Origin of the sequence: Streptomyces sp. NPDC049687 (assembly GCF_044465285.1) — a bacterium.
Lineage (GTDB): Bacteria > Actinomycetota > Actinomycetes > Streptomycetales > Streptomycetaceae > Streptomyces.
Genome location: NZ_JBITLN010000008.1, coordinates 322007 through 339105, shown reverse-complemented (window position 1 = coordinate 339105; position 17099 = coordinate 322007). Strand labels below are relative to the sequence as shown.

The 17099-nt window shown below is 69.2% G+C and carries 12 protein-coding genes; 4 read left to right on the top strand and 8 right to left on the bottom strand.

Annotation, left to right across the window (positions count from 1 at the left end):
* Positions 1-492: 492 nt before the first annotated feature.
* From ACIBVL_RS25455 to ACIBVL_RS25420, 8 genes are all read right to left on the bottom strand, one after another.
* Positions 493-1947, bottom strand: a complete 1455-nt coding sequence (locus ACIBVL_RS25455) for a DUF6351 family protein (RefSeq protein WP_399100088.1) — start codon at positions 1945-1947, stop codon at positions 493-495.
* A gap of 131 nt (positions 1948-2078) precedes the next feature.
* Positions 2079-2405, bottom strand: coding sequence for a DUF4387 domain-containing protein (locus ACIBVL_RS25450; RefSeq protein WP_399100086.1), 327 nt, complete (start codon positions 2403-2405; stop codon positions 2079-2081).
* Positions 2398-3783 carry an acyclic terpene utilization AtuA family protein gene (locus ACIBVL_RS25445; protein WP_399100083.1) on the bottom strand — a complete coding sequence of 462 codons (1386 nt, stop codon included), beginning with the start codon at positions 3781-3783 and terminating at the stop codon, positions 2398-2400. Before ACIBVL_RS25445 ends, ACIBVL_RS25450 begins: the two co-directional genes overlap by 8 nt.
* A 42-nt stretch (positions 3784-3825) precedes the next feature.
* On the bottom strand, positions 3826-4812 hold the full coding sequence (locus ACIBVL_RS25440; RefSeq protein WP_399100081.1) for a phosphoglycerate dehydrogenase: 987 nt from the start codon (positions 4810-4812) through the stop codon (positions 3826-3828).
* 61 nt (positions 4813-4873) lie between these two features.
* On the bottom strand, positions 4874-6148 hold the full coding sequence (locus ACIBVL_RS25435; RefSeq protein WP_399100079.1) for an MFS transporter: 1275 nt from the start codon (positions 6146-6148) through the stop codon (positions 4874-4876).
* 259 nt (positions 6149-6407) lie between these two features.
* A complete protein-coding gene (locus tag ACIBVL_RS25430; RefSeq protein WP_399100077.1) occupies positions 6408-8480 on the bottom strand; it encodes a hydantoinase/oxoprolinase family protein in 2073 nt (690 codons plus the stop codon).
* Entirely contained in the window at positions 8477-10156 is a 1680-nt protein-coding gene (locus ACIBVL_RS25425) for a hydantoinase B/oxoprolinase family protein (RefSeq protein ID WP_399100074.1), read from the bottom strand. Before ACIBVL_RS25425 ends, ACIBVL_RS25430 begins: the two co-directional genes overlap by 4 nt.
* Positions 10153-11310, bottom strand: a complete 1158-nt coding sequence (locus ACIBVL_RS25420; protein WP_399100072.1) for a tartrate dehydrogenase — start codon at positions 11308-11310, stop codon at positions 10153-10155. The genes ACIBVL_RS25425 and ACIBVL_RS25420 overlap by 4 nt, the downstream gene beginning before the upstream one ends.
* A gap of 198 nt (positions 11311-11508) precedes the next feature.
* Between ACIBVL_RS25420 and ACIBVL_RS25415 the strand changes: the two genes are divergently transcribed.
* From ACIBVL_RS25415 to ACIBVL_RS25400, 4 genes are all read left to right on the top strand, one after another.
* Positions 11509-12435 carry a LysR family transcriptional regulator gene (locus ACIBVL_RS25415; RefSeq protein WP_399100070.1) on the top strand — a complete coding sequence of 309 codons (927 nt, stop codon included), beginning with the start codon at positions 11509-11511 and terminating at the stop codon, positions 12433-12435.
* Between the two features lie 137 nt (positions 12436-12572).
* Complete coding sequence (locus ACIBVL_RS25410) at positions 12573-14825, top strand: MMPL family transporter (protein WP_399100068.1); 2253 nt, start codon at positions 12573-12575, stop codon at positions 14823-14825.
* Between the two features lie 103 nt (positions 14826-14928).
* Positions 14929-15648 (top strand): response regulator transcription factor, encoded by a 720-nt coding sequence (locus ACIBVL_RS25405; RefSeq protein WP_399100066.1) that lies wholly within the window; start codon positions 14929-14931, stop codon positions 15646-15648.
* Entirely contained in the window at positions 15645-17090 is a 1446-nt protein-coding gene (locus ACIBVL_RS25400; RefSeq protein ID WP_399100063.1) for an ATP-binding protein, read from the top strand. Before ACIBVL_RS25405 ends, ACIBVL_RS25400 begins: the two co-directional genes overlap by 4 nt.
* Positions 17091-17099 lie beyond the last annotated feature (9 nt).

Sequence of the window (17099 nt, the reverse complement as noted above, 5' to 3'; positions counted from 1 at the left end):
CGGCCCAGCAGTGCGGCCGCCGCCGCGGAGAAGAAGGGCACGCGCAGACCCACGGGACGACGCAGCCCGTACTCGTCGAGTCGGCGCTCGACCACGGCCTGGCCCCCATACCGAAGAGGTCGACGACGTCTGGATACGCGATGAAGTCCTCCAGGTCAACTGATGCCCTGTCAGGGGATGGTCGTGTGCATCAGACAGGCGAAGTCCTCCTCGAACAACGTCTCCCCCAGCGCAGTGCAAGCGGTGCCACGATGCCGGGGATGACCATGTCCGCACGGCCTGCTCGACATCGGTGAAGGACTGGTCACTCAGGAGTGCCACGCTCAACGAGATGCCTGTGAGCCTCGCGGAGGAAGCGCGGGAAGGGGACCGGACAAGCTGCGACGTGGCGAAGTCGGTGCAGTGAACGCGGAAGTCGACGTCGCCGTTGCGGGATCGAAGGCATCTCCGCGCAGCGGTGCTTCCGGACGAGGAAGGGACCGCGGAGCGGCTTCAGGGTGCGATGCCCACGCCTTCGATACGGCTCCACGCCTGTTCCTGCGCGGCGGACATGGCGGGCCAGTGGAGGCCGCCGGACCGGGGGCGGACCTGGGTGGCGAACGGGGCTGGGCGGAACGCCGGATCGTAGAAGCAGCCACCACCGTAGATGGTGTCGAACGCGCCGCACGAACGCGCGATCGAGCTGGGGGTGGGTTTCCGGCCGGTGCGCGCCCATGTGTCCAAAGCCGCCAGAGAGTTCCCGTACTCGGCGTTGCTGAGCGCGCTGTGATCGCTCTCCCTCGTGAAGGTCTGGACGAGGTTCTCACTTCGGTCGGCGGCCCGGACCGTGGCGCGATAGGCCTCCTCGTGCTCGACGAAGACCTGTGGGTCGTCGATCGCGTGCAGCGTGAGGACGGGGAGCGCGATCCGTCCGGTGAGGTCGCTGTCGTAGGAGAGGTCGCGGCGCGCGATGGGGTCGGCCGAGAAGCGCGCCACGCCGGCGTTGAGCGCCTTGTCGTCGTGCGAACCGTCGTAGCGGACACCTCGGTTGCTGAACGGGTTACGGCCGTCGAGGCGGTTGGACACGATGTCCCGGACGAGGAAGGCGGCATACTGCATGTTCGTGGCCAGGGACTGCTCCGGGATGCGGGTGACGGCCAGGATGTCGTCGAGGTTGCCTTGCTGCTCCGCGGTCCGGTCGGCCGGGTCGGAGTCGATGCCGGTGCACTCCTGGAGGCGGCTGTGGACCTCGTCCGGTGTCATCGGGGAGTCCGTGGGCAGCCCTTGCCACAACGGGTACTGCGGCTCGCTGGGACGGGGCAGGTTGCGGCAGTAGTACTGGTAGACCGTCCGCAGGTCCACGCGCGTGTCGTAGCCGCGCGAGCCGCCGGCCAGGAAGCCGTTGGTCAGCAGGACTCCGTCGTAGGCGCCACGCTTCCGGCCGTAGGTCTCGGCGATCTTGGCGGCGACATTGCCGCCCCAGGACTGGCCGTGCAGGTAGGTGCGGTCGGGGCGGCCGAAGTGGCCGACGAACAGGCGGCGTACGTTCTCCGTGTCGGCGGCGGCCATCCTGACCCCGTAGCCTCCGCGCCGGTACGAGGAGCCCACCCAGGCATAGCCCTCGTCGACCATCACCGCCCAGCGTTTCAGGTCCTCGGTGGTGGTGGACTCGTCGTAGGAGAAGTCGGGACCGCCGTGGGAGTGGACGACGAGGGAGCCGTTCCAGTGCTTGGGGACGGCCATCGTGTAGTACGCGCCGTTGGCGTCCCGGCCGGTGTAGCAGTTGGCCTTCTCCTCCAGGGGGCCCGGGCAGGCGGCGGGAGTGGGGCGCGTGGTGTCGGCCGGGGTGGCGGGTGCGATGCCGAGCGTGCCCACGATTGCGGCCGCGACCAGTGCCGTCAGCATTGCCGAACGGCGTCCGCGAGCCCGAAGACGGGTACCGGGCTCGGGCACGGCAGGTGTGTTCAAGGAACTGCTCCTTCAGGTGCTTGTGGGGCGGATTGGTGAAGGACCGCGTCCGACAGGCGCGTGCGGGGTCACCGCCGGGGCCGGCGGTGACCGTTGTCGCGCCTGGGGCCGCCCCTTCTTCCGGGCGGCGGTCAGTCGGGGACGGGCAGAACCGCCAGCGGCACATGATGCTGACCTGAGTGGACGTCACGGTCACACAGGGACGCCTGGCTGACGGGACGCGGGAAAGAGATCTTGACGACGTTCAGCGACGGGATGCGGAACATCCGCACGTCGGCCTCGTCGAGTCCGTAGAGCCGGGCGACCGTGCCCTCGTTGAGGAACGTCTCGTCGGCCGCGATGCGATAGCCGTCCGCGTCACGCATGAACAGCTCCATGGTGACCCAGAACGGCCCGGCGTTCTTGGAGCGGACTTCATACGCCAGGTCGCCCAGGGTGGTGGGGACGGTCTCAGCCATGGTGGGAGGCCTCCTCGAACTCGGTGCGGAACATGTCGGTGGGGGTGATGGTGTCGACGACGTGGTTGAGCACGAACTCGTACGCCGGGCCGCGCTCGACCTCGGCCGGTGAGGTGGCGAACGCCAGGCTCGGCAGATGATCCATGTCGGCCGTCGGCAGGTGGAGCATCAAGGGGTTGGCGATCTTCGCGACGGCGGTGGCGGTGCTCTGGTCCGGGGCGTTGACGAGGAGCATGACTCCCACCTCGCGAGGCGGACCCACTGCCGGATCGAGATCCCCCAGGATGGCGTTGTGCCCGTACAGGCGCAGGTCGAAGGCGTACTTGTCCTCGCTGAGGCCGATCGTCTGCTCCACCCGCTGCCTGATCATCGCCCGCATGAGATCGGCCCAGTCGTCAATGTTCGCAAGGATGTGCGGATCCCGGATCGCGCTGAACGACATCGTCTCGTAGCCGGTGATCCGGGCGCCTTCGAGCTTGATGGTGTGCTGGTCGGCGACATGGAACTGCGAACCCTCGACCCGCACCGTACGGTCGTCCAGGGCGGTGTAGACGGCTTCACGGACGTCCAGGGTGCCGTCCGGCTCGCGCATCTGGAACGGGTCCACCGTCTCGTAGAGCATGTGAGCGGCGACCAGGATCGGTGTACAGGCAGCCGTCGGATCGAGCGGCTCGATGGTGAAGCCGTCGGCGTCGATGGTGGCCAGAACCCCGCCCGCGCGCGGATTGCTGGTGCACTGTCCCCCGCACTCGATGATCTTGGCGGCGTGCCATGCCGGCCCGGCCGGCATCCCCTGCATCAGCGGATAGGCGGCGGCAATGGCGGTGTCCGTCGCGCGGCCGGCGAGCACGACCTGTGCACCGGCCTCCAACGCCGCGACGATCGGCTCGTGTCCCATCACACCCACGATGTGCGCGCAGCTCTGCAGTGTCTTCGGCTCCAGTTCGCCCAGCGGAGGCAGGGCATGGATGCGGCCCTCGTCCAGGCGCTTGAGGAGCGCGCCTGTCGCCTGCTCGCTGTAGATGCGCGCCACCCGCAGCCGGAGTCCCTCGGCCGCCAGGATGTCGGCGACGATGCCGGCGACCCAGTCGACACCGGAGTCGGTTCCGCTGGTGCCGCACGAGCCCACGATCAGTGGGATGCCGGCCCTTGCCGCCGCCTTGAGCAGGACGCGCAGGTCACGGGCGACCGCGGCGCGGGTGGTCTTGGGCTGCGACGCGCCGAGATAGTAGGGACCGGAGTCGGTGCTGCCCGCGTCGACGGAGATGACATCGGCGCCGAGCGCCAGGCCTCGCTCGATCGTGGCCTCGGGAAAGCCGGCTCCGAGCATGCCGGTCGGTGCCAGGACCTTGATCTGGTCAACCCGTTCGTTTTCCATGTTCCTCTTCCTTGTCGGTACCGGGCACGTGGCGGGCGGGTGTCATCCGTCGACCCGGGCAGTGGGGGCTTGGGGCAGCAGGTGGGCGTTCACCGCGAACCGGGGGCGGCCCGCGAGGGCGGCCACCACCTCGGCCGCGCCCTCGAGGCCGGCGGCTGCACGGGCTTCGGCGGTCTGGCCGGCGAGGTGGGAGAAGACGACGATTCCCTCGACGTCCCGCAGCGGGCTGTCGGCCGGGAGCGGCTCCTCGCTCACCACGTCGAGGGCCGCCGCGGCGATCTCGCCGGTGCGCACGGCGTCAGCGAGGGCCTGTTCGTCGACGACGGCCCCCCGTGCAGTGTTGACCAGCACCGCCGTCGATTTCATCCGCCGGAAGGCGGAGGCGTCCAGGAGACCGCGTGTGCGGTCCGTCAGTGCGGTGTGCACCGATACGTAGTCGGAGGCCGCAAGCAGCTCGGGGAGCGCGACGAACCGTACCGACGGGTCCGATCGCTCGTCCTCCGGCACACCGGTCGTGCAGAGCACCTCCATGCCGAAGGCTCGCGCCAGCGGCACCACGGCGCGCGCTGCCGCCCCGTATCCGATCAGGCCGAGCACCGACCCGCGCAACTCGTGACCGTCCTCTCTGGGCCACCCGCCGGCGGCGACGCCCACCGCGCTCTGCACCAGTCGCCGGGCGGCCGCCAGCAGCAGACCGAGGGTGTACTCGGCCACGGCGTTGGCGTTGATTCCCGGCAGGTTGCTCACCGTGATGCCGAGCCTGCCCGCGGCGGCGACGTCGATCGAGTCGTAGCCCACGCCGGTGCGCACGATGGCGCGCAGACGGGGAGCTTCGGAGAGGACCTGGGCGGTCAGGGGCTCATGGGCGACGAGCGCCGCGTCGATCCCGTCGAGGGCGGCGACGAGTTGCTCCGGACCGTGTCGGCCGACGAGCGGGGCGTGTACCGTCGTGTGGCCGTGCGCCCGAAGATAGTGATCGACCTCGTCGCCGGGCCGTAGGTAGTCCGTGGTGATCAGAATGCGGGGCACGGTTCCTCGTCTCTGGCTGCGTCCGGCGCTGGGCTCGCGCCGCGTTGCGGGGATGGGCTGGTTACTTGGCGAGGGTCAGGCTGGCGCGACGCTGAAGCACACTGATCCTGGCTACGACGATGATCGACAGCGCGGCGACCATGGCGACGTCGATGAGCATCAGGGGCCAGCCGGTGATGTCGACCATCCCGCCGACCAGCGCAGGGCCCAGGAAGCCGCCACCCGCCCAGCCGACGGTGTACATACCGGCGTAGGTCCCGAAGACCCGTGCCGAGGGTGCGAGGTTCCACAGGACGACCACCGCGTTGACCAGGAAGCAGCTCGCGCCGGCCGCCGCGAGGCACAGGGCCACGGTGGCCCCCGTCGGAGTCTGGATGAGCGTCCCCAGCACCATGGCACCGGCGAAGACCGACATGCCCACGGCCATGACCCGGAGCCGCCCGTACCGCTCGGCGAGCACGGCTGCCGGATAGGCCGCCAGGATGAAGGCGATGCCGCTGGGCAGGGTGAGACCGCCGGCGGCTCCCCGTGACATGTCCAGGGCTTCCATCCCGTACGGCGTGATCAACGACCGGGACGCGGCCCACGCGCTGCCAAAGAGGAGAATCGCGAGGAGCAGCAGGAGCCGGCTGCGATCGGCGTCCCTCAGGATCTCGACGAAAGTGTCCCGGACCCGTGGCTCGGTGCGTTCGGCGCTGTCCTCCTCATCGCACTCGGCCACCGCTGCCTGGTAGGCCGGAGACCGGTTGTCGCGCACCGTGGCCGCGAGCACCCCGATCGAGACCAGCATGATGAACGCGGGTATCGCGAACGCGAGACTCAGGTGGTTGTCGACCAGCAAAATACTGATGAGCGCGGCGACGATGGCCGTGACACTCGAGGCGATCTTGACCGCCGCGTTGGCCCGGCTTCGTCGCTCGGGTGCGATGAAGTCCGGAACGAGCGCTTCGGCGATCGGCTTAAAAGTGTTGGCGACGAGCGCGTACGAGAACATCACCACGATCAACAGCGGCAAGGACTCCGCGCTGTGCGGAATGAGGACGAACAGCACGGCGGCGATCGGCATCCCGACCACCAGGTAGGGCATCCGCCTGCCCCAGGAGGTCCTCGTCCGGTCGGACCGGTTGCCGATCCACGGCTGGATGAAGATGCCGAGCAGGTTGTCCATGCCCATCAGCAGACCCACGACGGCCGCGCTGGTGATGTGCTCCCGTAAGAGCGGCGGAACCTGAGACTCGTAGAAGTTCCAGGTCGACTCCTGTGCGAAGACCGCGAGAGCGACCAGGAAGGTCATGCGCCGCGTACGTGTGCGCTGCCCTGCAGACACCGTCGTCATGAGGGTCGTCCCTTCGCGCGGCCCATGCTGGGCAGCTGCTGGATAGGTTGTCGGTGTGGGCGTGGGGGTGAGTGGCAGTTCTCCCGCGGCACGGCCGGGGACCGCTTCCTCGATGTCGAGCGGGCCTGCGGCGTGCGAGCGGCGTCGGTCCGTTTCTCGCCGCAGGTGAGGCAGCCACTCCTCGGACCGGTCGCCGAGCGTCCCGCGCCCTTCGGCGGCTGCGCCGCTGCACTTTTCGGGGACGACTGGGGAGGCGCGTTCAGTCCCGGCCGACCTCGACCACGAGGGTCAGGTCGTCGGTGACCCAAATCCTGCAGTCCGGCCCGAAGGAGCAGGACGATTCGCGCTCCTCGAAGATCGCCGGACCTGCCAGCTCGGTTCCCGGCGTGAGCTCGTAGCGGTTCCATACGGTGGCTTCAAGCAGGCCGTGTCCGGGAAAGTACACCGACCGGACACCGCGGCTCGCCTCACCGCCCCGGGCATGGCTGCCCTCTGTCGACAACTCATGACCGGGCAGTCGCACAGAAAGCCGCCAGTTCACGACTTCCACCGCCCCGTCGAGGCAACGACCGAACACGGCGCGGTACGTGGACTCGAAGGCGCTCCCGATGCGTCCGAGACCCGCTGGACCGAAGTCCTGCTCGGGGACGGTGACCTCGATCTCGAAGCCCTGGCCGAGGTAACGCATGTCGGCCGAGCGGCGTACCCGCACGAGCTCGGGGTCTCCCGCCTGGAGCGTCTCGGTGGCGCGGAGCGTCATCTCCTCGTACAGCGCGGCGACCTGGTCCCAGTCGACGTCGGCGAGAGGGGACGGCAGGCTGCGGACCTCGTCGACCGTGGGAGCCGCGGCGAGGAGCCCGCAGGCGGACATCACCCCGGCTCGCATCGGCACGATCACCCGGGGGATCTTCAGCGACTTCGCCAGCCCGTAGGCATGGACGGGTCCGGCTCCGCCGAAGGCCAGCAGCGCGAAATCGGCCGGGTCCTTGCCCTGCTCGGACAGGTGCATACGGGCGGCAGCGGCCATGCTTTCGGTGACCACCTCCACAATCCCGGCGGCGGCGTCAGCGGTGTCGAGTCCCAGGGGACCCGCCACCTCACGGGTCAGCGCCTTGTGGGCCTCGCGCGTCCGCAGCCTCATCTCGCCGCCGAGGAAGTTCTCCGCGTCGAGATGGCCCAGCAGCAGGTCGGCGTCCGTCACGGTGGGTCGCTCGCCTCCACGCCCGTAGGCGACAGGCCCGGGCACCGAGCCGGCGCTGCGCGGTCCCACCTTGAGCAGCCCGAGTGCGTCGGGTGCGGCGATCGAGCCGCCTCCCGACCCGATCTCGATCATGTCGACGACGGTCAGACGCACCGGCAGCCCCGAGCCGGGCTGAAACTTGTCGACCCGCCCTGCCTCGAAGTCGTGCTTGCGCCTGGGGCTGCCCCCCTGGACGACAGCGATCTTCGCTGTGGTACCGCCCATGTCGAAGGAAACCACGTCCTGTTCCCCCAACGTCCGGGCGACGGCGGCAGCGGCGATGGCACCGGCCGCGGGGCCCGACTCGAGCAGCCGTACCGGGAACCGCTTGGCGTCCTCAAGGGTCGTGACACCACCCCCGGAGAGCATGATGCGAAGGGGCGCGTCGATCCCCATGACGGTCAGATCGTCACGCAGGTCGTCGAGGTAGCGTGACATCAGGGGCTGCACATACGCGTTCAGGCAGGCGGTTCCGGCCCGCTCGTACTCGCCGATGACCGGGGCCACGGCGCTGGAGAGGGTGACGGGGAGGTCGGGGTGTGCCCGCGCGATCAGGTCCCGCACCCGGTGCTCGTGACGGGCGTTGCGGTAGGAGTGCATCAGGGCCACGGACAGTGCCTCGATGCCCTGGTCCGCCAGATCCCGCACAGCCGCGAGGACGGCACGCTCGTCGAGCGGTTCGAGTTCACTGCCGTCCGCGGCGATTCTCCCGGGGACCCCGCGGCGCAGATGGCGCGGCACCAGCGGCTGAGCCGGCCGGGCGAGCAGATCGGTGGTGTCGAACCTCGTCTCCCGTCCCATTTCGAGGGAGTCGCTGAACCCGCTGGTGGTCAGCAGACCGACGACCGCTCCGGTGCGTTCCAGCAGCGTGTTCGTCACCAACGTGGTGCCGTGCACGATGCCCGCGACGTCTCCGGGGGCCGTGTAAGTCTCCTCCAGCAGTCGGGCGATCCCCTCGGTGATGGCCTCGTGGGGAGCGTGGGGCGTGGTGGGCAGCTTCCCGGGCCAGATCAGTTGCCTGCACGGGTCGTGCAGCAGCAGATCGGTGAACGTCCCGCCGACGTCGACGCCGATCCGGACCGTGCGGCTCATCGGCCCACCTCCTCACGTGCGCTGTTGCCCGCCGTCCGGGCTGTGCGTGGGTTCTGCTGACTGGCTGGGACGGTGTAGCCGGCGATCTCGTCGGCGGTCACGAGTTCGGGCTCACGCTCCTCCGGGGGGCCGAATCCGCCGCCGCCGGCGAAGGAGATGACCACCGAGGCGCCGGGGGCGAGCTGCGAGATCGACTTCAGGGGGACGCGCTCGCCGGAGTCCAGGACGACCTGTGCGGTGGCGCCGGGTTCGCCGTCGGCCAGTCCGAGCGCCGGATGCTGTTCGCGGTCTCCGAGCAGCACCATCTGCACCGGTCGGCTCATCGGATTGCGGACCTCGATGTCCTGGCCCAGTCCTCCGCGGCGCCGGCCCCGTCCGCCCGATCCGGCACGCAACTCCTTGCGGAGGAAGTGCAGCGGAGACGCGGCCTCCAGGGCCTCGATGCTGCCGCCGCCGGAGTTGGTGGGGAACGCGGTGGTGGAGAGCCCGTCCGACTCCTTGGACGCGCCCATGCCCGCGTTGGCGAAGAGCATGAGACTGAAAGGCCGGCCGGAGTCGTCGACCCCGGCGAAGCGGACGCGCAGGGCGGGGGCGCCGCCGCTGTCGGCGATGACACGGTCGGGCAGCACCGGGGCCAGTGCCTGGTACAGCGCGCAGGACAGCAGATGCCCGGTGAGGTGCCGTGCCATGACGGGCGCGGGAAACCTCGGGTTGACGATCGTGCCTTCCGGCGCGGTGACCTGGATGGACCGGTAGGAGCCCCAGTTGGTCCGCGTGGACGGATCCAGCAGGATCTTCAGCGGATACATGGAGTAGGCGCGGGTGTAGTTCAGCGTCGAGTTCGTCGCGAAGGGCACTTGGGGGGAGCTGCCGGTGTAGTCGATCTCGACCTCCTCGCCGCGAACGGTCACCGCGCACTCGATGTGCGTGGGATGGCCTTCGACGCCGTCCGCGTCCACGGCGGCGCGGTAGACGCCGTCGGGGACGTCGCGGACGCCCGCGCGCATCGCGGCGTCGGTCACCGCGTGGACCTGGTCCGCGAACGCCTCGAAGTCCGGTTCACGGAAGTCGGTGAGGAACTCCTGGGCACGTCGGCGGCACACGGCGTGGGCCGCCGCCTGCGCCTCCAGGTCGCCCCAGACCTGGTCCGCCAGTCGTACGTTCGCCAGCAGCAGGTCCTTGACTCCCTGCTCGACTCGTCCGGCCCGGAACAGGCGCAGTGGAGGAATCAGAATGCCCTCGGAGAGCAGCTCGGTCGTGCTCATCGAAGGTGTGCCACCGATGTCCGGTGAGTGCGCCACGGTGCCCGCGAAGGCGACGAGCCGTCCTCGGTGGAAGACCGGGGAGATCATGGCGATGTCGGGCAGGTGCCCGGTGGCGATCCACGGGTCGTTCGTGATGACGCTGTCGCCGTCCTGCCACTCGTCCGCCGGGAATCGTTCGATGACCAGCGCGGTCAGCGAACTCATCAGAGCGGCGAAGGCGGGGATGCCGGCTCGTGACTCGGCCATCGTGCGTCCCGCCCGGTCCATCAGGACGACGGTGTAGTCGTTCGACTCACGGATGATCGTGGAGAAGGCCGTGCGCAGCATCGTGGAGGCCGCCTCGTCGGTGGCGGCGGCAAGCCGGTCCCAGCGCACTTCGAGGCCGACCGGGTCGGAGAGAGTTCTGATCATGACGCAGCGACCCCCTCTTCGACCGTGCGGCCGGCCGCGTCACCGGCCGTCACTCCCCCGTCGTGGTCGACGACAGACGTCGCGGCGATACGGGCCGCGACGGCCTTGCCCAGCCCCACCGTCGTTCCGGTGCCTCCGAGGTCGGGGGTGATCACACCGGGCTGCTCGTCCAGAACGCTCTCGATCGCGGCCACGACATGCGCGGCCGCCTCGTGCTCGCCGAGGTGGGTGAGCATCATGGCGCCGCTCCAGATCTGGCCGACGGGGTTGGCCACACCGAGACCGGCGATGTCCGGTGCCGACCCGTGCACCGGCTCGAAGAGGCTGGGGAAGGAGCGGTCGGGGTTGATGTTGGCGCTGGGGGCGATGCCTATCGTTCCGGTGCAGGCCGGGCCGAGGTCGGAGAGGATGTCACCGAACAGGTTGCTGGCCACGACCACGTCATACCGTTCGGGCTGGAGGACGAACTTCGCGGTGAGGATGTCGATGTGGTCCTTGCCGGCGGTCACTTCGGGGTACCGGGCGGCCATCTCGGTCGCGCGCTCGTCCCAGTAGGGCATGGAGATCGAGATCCCGTTACTCTTCGTCGCCCAGGTCAGATGCTTGCTCGGGCGGGACGCGGCAAGTTCGAAGGCATAGCGCAGGACCCGGTCGACGCCCGTCCGCGTCATGACCGTCTCCTGGACCACTGTCTCGCGATCGGTGCCTTCGAAGATCCGGCCGCCGATGCTGGAGTACTCGCCCTCGGTGTTCTCCCGCACGACATAGAAGTCGATATCGCCCGGCTGGTGGTCACGCAGCGGACTGCGCACACCGCGCAGCAGTCGCACGGGGCGCAAATTGACGTACTGGTCGAAGCCCCGCCGCATCTGCAGCAGACTCCCCCACAACGAGACATGATCCGGGACCACCTCCGGCCATCCGACCGCACCGAAGAAGATCGCGTCGAACGCGCCGAGTACGTCCCTCCAGTTGTCGGGCAACATCATGCCGTGGCGCAGCCAGTAGTCGGCGCTGGCGAAGTCGAACTCGGTGACGTCGAGTTCGAACCCGTGCACCTCGGCGGCGGCCCGCAGACACCTCAGACCCTCCGGGACGACCTCGCGGCCGATCCCGTCACCCGGAATCGCTGCGATGCGATAACTCTGCGGCACGAATTCACTCCCCATCCACGGATCGATACGCAAGTCCGGTGGCGAGCACTCTGTCCAGAGGCGTTCCGGCCACGGCGCGACTGGTCCCACCTTGGCCAGCGTTGACACTCGTTACAAGCCCGTAACAGGCAAGGTAGGTTTTCCCCCATGGAAAGCTCTCGGCGTTCTCGTAGCCCCTGGTCCAAGAGCCGTACAGCCGTGGACGACCTGCAGTTCTTCCACGTGGTCGCGTCGAGCGAGACGCTGACGGCCGCCTCGCGAGAACTCGGTTGCTCCCTTCCCGTCGTCAGCAAACGCCTCAGCGCGCTGGAGCGTCGCCTGGCTGTCCGGCTCGTTCAGCGCGGCGCCCGCCGACTGATGCTGACGTCGGAGGGCGAGCTCTACGCGGCGCGCGTCGAGGCGATCCTCGACCAGGTACGCGAGCTCGAGGACACGATCACCGACACAGCCGGGGGGTTGCGCGGATCCCTCGTCGTCGAAGCCACGCTGGGTCTCGGCCGCGCGCATATCGCGCCGCTGCTCGGCGAGTTCGCAGCGGCCCATCCCGAACTGCACGTCCGTATGCAGACGTCCGCGCTTCCGCTACGGCCCCACCAGCGTGAGTTCGACGTGGCGGTCCACGTCGGCATGCCGCCCGATTCCTCGCTGCGCATGCGGCGTCTGGCCAAGAACCGGCGCGTTCCCTGCGCGGCGCCGTCCTACCTCGCCGAGCACGGCACCCCGGAGAGCATCGAGGATCTGGACCACCACAACTGCATCGTGCTGCGGGAGAACGAGAGCGATTTCGCCCTCTGGCGCTTCGGCGATTCGGACCATCCCCGACATGTGCGGGTGCAGGGCAGTCTGTCCAGCAACGACGGTGACGTGGTGACCGGTTGGGCGCTGGAGGGCCGTGGTGTGATCATGCGCTCGGAGTGGCATGTCCGGCCGCATCTGAATCGCGGCGAGCTCGTCCGGGTCCTGCCGCACCTGTCGACACCGGCCTCCGACATCTATGCCCTCCTGGAGGAGGACGGGCATGTCCCGCGACGTGTCAACGCACTCATCGACTACCTCGCCGCGCGACTCCCGCTACGGCTGGATCACGCCAGGGAACAGTCCGAGGACACGCGGAGCGCCGACTAGCCCATGCCTGGTGATCGGCGTGCCTGACGGTGCTGGAGTCGAACCGTCAAGAAACCCTCAGGTTCTCCGTGAGGCGGTCGTCAAGTCCCTTGAGAAGGATGTGCCGGGTCGTCTTCCGAGCAGTGAGGGAATCTTTGATGGCTACGCTCTTGTACCGGCTGGGCGCATTGGGTGCCCGTCGGTGGCGAACGATGTTGATCGGGTGGCTCCTGGCCCTCGTTGCGGTGGTCGGTCTGGGGGTTTCCTTCGCCGGCTCCTTCGCCGACAGCAGTTCCATCCCTGGGTCGCCGGCCCAGACGGCCCTGACGAGGATGGAACGGCACTTCCCCGAGCCGGACGTCCAGTCGGCGCAGATCGTGTTCCAGGCTCCGCCCGGCCGCAAGGTGACCGAGCCGGATCTGCGTGAGTCCCTGGAGGCCACGCTGGAGGCCACGAGCCGGGTCTCCGGGGTCGGTGAGGTCAGTGACCCGACCGAGCGTGACGCCGTCTCCGAGGACGGGCGCACCGCGGTGGCGGAGGTCACCTTCACCACGAAGGAGGCCGACGACGTGCCGACCGGCACGCTGGACGCGGTGAAGGCCGCCGGGAGCGCGGCCGAGCGGGCGGGCCTGCGGACCATCTACGGCGGTGAGCCCTACGAAACCTCGCATCCGCCCGTGGGGCCCAGCGAGCTGATCGGACTGGGCGTGGCCCTGGTCATCCTCGTGGTCACGTTCGGGTCGCTGCTCGCCGCCGGCCTGCCGCTGATCACCGCGGTGCTCGGCATCATCGGTACGGTGGCCGCGATGATGGGGCTGGCGACGGTGTTCGACGTCTCCGACAACGCGCCCACCCTGGCGATCATGCTCGGACTCGCCGTCGGCATCGACTACGCCCTGTTCATCCTCTCCCGCCATCGCGCCCAGTTGGGTGCCGGTATGCCGGTCAGGGAGTCCATCGCCAGGGCCACCGCCACCGCGGGCAGTGCCGTTGTATTCGCCGGCGCCACCGTCCTCATCGCGCTCGCCGGTCTGTCGGTGGCCGGTGTGCCGATGCTCACCTCCATGGGGCTGGCCTCGGCCGGAGCGGTCGCGGTCGCGGTCATCACCGCACTGACCCTGCTGCCCGCGCTGATGGGGATGGCCGGCCGCCAGCTCGCGCCCAAGGCACCCCGGTCCGCGGCCCGGCGCCGCAGGTTCCTGCCCATGGGCCGTAAGCGCTCCATGCGGTCGGCGTCGCACAGCGGCCGGACGGCGACGATGGGCGTGCGCTGGACCCAGGGCGTCCTGCGCCACCCCGTACGCAACCTGATCCTGGCCACCGCCGCGCTGATCGCCCTGGCCGTTCCCGGCATGGAGCTGAAGCTGGCCCTCACCGACGAGGGTTCCAGCGCCACGAGCAACTCCAGCCGCCAGGCCTACGACGTGATCAGTGACGCCTTCGGTCCCGGCGCCAACGGCCCCCTCGTCGTACTCGTCGAGAACGGCGACCCGGCCGCCGTCAACTCCACGGCCGCCGCCGTCGAGGACGAACTGCGAGGGGTCCGGGGCATCGCGGACGTCAGCGATGTCGACATGGCCGAGGACGGGACGGCGGCACGCATCCAGATCATCCCCGACACCGGACCGCGGTCCGAGGAGACCAGCAACCTCGTCTCCCGGCTGCGCACACAGATGCAGCCGTTGGCGCAGTCCAGCGGCAGCCATGTCGCCGTCACCGGTATGACCGCGGTCAGCATCGACGTCTCCGACAAGCTCAGCGGCGCACTCGTGCCCTTCGTGATCGTCGTCGTCGGCCTCTCCCTGCTCCTGCTGATGCTCGCGTTCCGGTCGATCGCCATCCCGGTCAAGGCGACCATCGGGTTCCTGCTGTCCGTGGGCGCCGCCTTCGGAGCCACCGTCGCGGTCTTCCAGTGGGGTTGGCTGGCCGGCCTGCTGGGCGTGCCCAGCGAGGGTCCGGTGGCCAGCTTCGTGCCCATCATCGTGATGTCCGTGCTCTTCGGGCTGGCCATGGACTACGAGGTGTTCCTCGTCTCCGCCATGCAGGAGGACTACAACCGCCACCGCGACGCCCGCACGGCCATCCTCAACGGAGCCCGCAACGCCGCCCGTGTGGTAACTTCTGCGGCGCTCATCATGATCTCGGTTTTCGTCAGTTTCCTGTTCTCCCACGACGCCGACATCATGCCGATCGCCTTCGCCCTGGCTTTCGGCGTCATGGTCGACGCCTTCCTGGTGCGAATGACCCTGGTGCCGGCGACCCTGGCACTCCTCGGGGACCGGGCCTGGTGGCTGCCGCGACGCCTTGACCGCGTGCTGCCCCAACTCGATGTCGAGGGCGAGAACTTCCACGCCCCCGAACCGGCGGCCCCGCACGACCCCGTCAAGGAATCAACCCCAGTAACCCTGTGACGAAACCATGATCAGCAGAGCCGCTACCGGGATACGCCCCGAGTCCGCCGCACCAGCAGAGACGGCGGACGTCGGGCAGCCGCTGCCGCCACCAGGAGCACACATGAACGCCGTCAACCCGCCGGGTAACACCGACCGCGTCCTCGTCATCGACGATGATCCCGGCATCAGGCGTCTGCTGATCTCGGCACTGCAGTTCGCCGGATTCGAAGTCGAAACGGCGGGCGACCTGAGCGAAGCCCTCGACCAGGTCGCCCGCCGCCCCCCGGACGTCATCGTTCTCGACGTGATGCTCCCCGGCGCCGACGGCTTCGAGATCCTCCAACTCCTGCGCGCCCGGGCCATCGACGTCCCCGTCCTCTTCCTCACCGCGCGCGACGCCGTCGAAGACCGGGTACGAGGACTGCGCCTGGGCGGCGACGACTACGTCACCAAACCCTTCAGCGTCGTCGAAGTCGGCGCCCGCCTGCAGGCCCTGCTGCGCCGCGCCCACGGCGGACCCCCCGCCGCTGAGGAAACACGCCTGCGGTGTGGCGACCTCACGCTCGACGACCTCCGTCACGAAGTCCGCCGAGGCGGCCAGACCGTCGAACTCTCCCCCACCGAGTACCGTCTGCTGCACTACCTGCTGAGTCACCAGGGGCAGGTTCTCTCCCGCGCCCAGATCCTCGAGGCCGTATGGCAGTACGACTTCGGCGGGGACTCCGTAGTCGTCGAGCGTTTCATCTCCAACCTCCGACGCAAGATCGACCATGGCCGCACGCCGCTGCTGCGCACCGTCCGCGGCATCGGCTACACACTTCGAGAGCAGGACGACACGTGAGGCTCCGCAGCCGTCTTCCCTGGGCTTCCTCCAGCGTCCGCCTGCGCCTGCTCGCCGGGCTGGCAGTTCTCCTGGTGGTCGGCCTGGTCGCCAGCGCCGTCATCAGCGCCTTACTCCTGGAAGACTTCCTGGACAAGCGCAACCAGGACACCCTCCAAGCGAACGCCGAGCGTTTGACACGGGCCATCGGCCGGGGACCGCAGACAGCCAATGGCGACCAACTCGGTGCCCTCCTCGGTTCGCCCTTGGGCACGGTGGCCGTCGATGAGGACAACAACGTCCTGCTGAGCACCGGCTCTGCGTCCCGGGCCGCCGACGAGGTGGCCGCACTCAGCGCGATGGCACCGACGGGAACGGTGGTCACCCTGGAGGGCGGCGACCTCAGCGCTGTACGCATCCCGAGTCCCGGCCTGATCATCGACCGCGGGCCCGCCGAAGGCACCGTGGCACCGGCGACGGTCATCCTCACCATCGACACCTCCGTCGACGACGCCACCACCGACGCGCTCATCAGGCGTCAACTCGCCTTGATCGGCGGGGCGTTACTGGTGCTGTTGGCCCTGTCCGTCATCGTTCTGCGTCTCGGCATGCGCCCGCTCGCCCGCATGGCCCGAAGTGCCGACGCCATCGCCGCGGGCTCCCTGACCGAACGGCTGCCCACGCACCGCAACGGCAGCGAAGCCGACCTGCTGGCCAAGGCGGTCAACCGGGCGTTCGACGCCCAGGCCCGCGCGGAGGCGACCGTTCGCTCGCTGGCCGCCGACACCTCCCACGAACTGCGCACGCCCCTGTCCACCATCTCCGGCTGGCTCGACCTGCACCGCCAAGGCGGCCTTTCCGGTCCAGGCCTGGAAACCGCACTCGACCACATCGAGAACGAAGTGGGGCGGATGCGCCTGCTCGTGGAGGATCTCGCGCTGCTCGCCCGCCTGGACGCCGGCCGACCCGTCGAGCAGGACGACGTGGACCTCACCGTCCTGGCCGCCGGCGTCATCGAGGACGCCCAGATCATCTACCCCCAACGCGACATCGCCATGGCACCCGCACTGCCCGCACCTGTCATCGGCGATGCCGCCCGTCTGCAACAGGTCCTGCGCAATCTCGTCGGCAACGCCGTCCAGCACACTCCGGCTCAGACCTCCGTGCGCGTCGAGGTCACCCTCAGCAGTGAGACCGTACAGCTGAGTGTCATCGACAACGGCCCTGGAATCTCACCGGAAGACCTGCCCCGCGTCTTCGAGCGTTTCTGGCGCGCCGAGGCCAGCCGCAGCCGCGCCTACGGCGGTTCCGGTCTCGGCCTGGCCATCGTGGAGGCCATCGTCCACGCCCACCACGGACAGGTGGACGTGCACTCGGACCTGGGAGTCGGAACCACCGTCACCATCCGGCTCCCGCGGCGGCCATCGCCCGTGATGACGCGCGCACGTCACCTGACCAGCTGACCGGGAGAA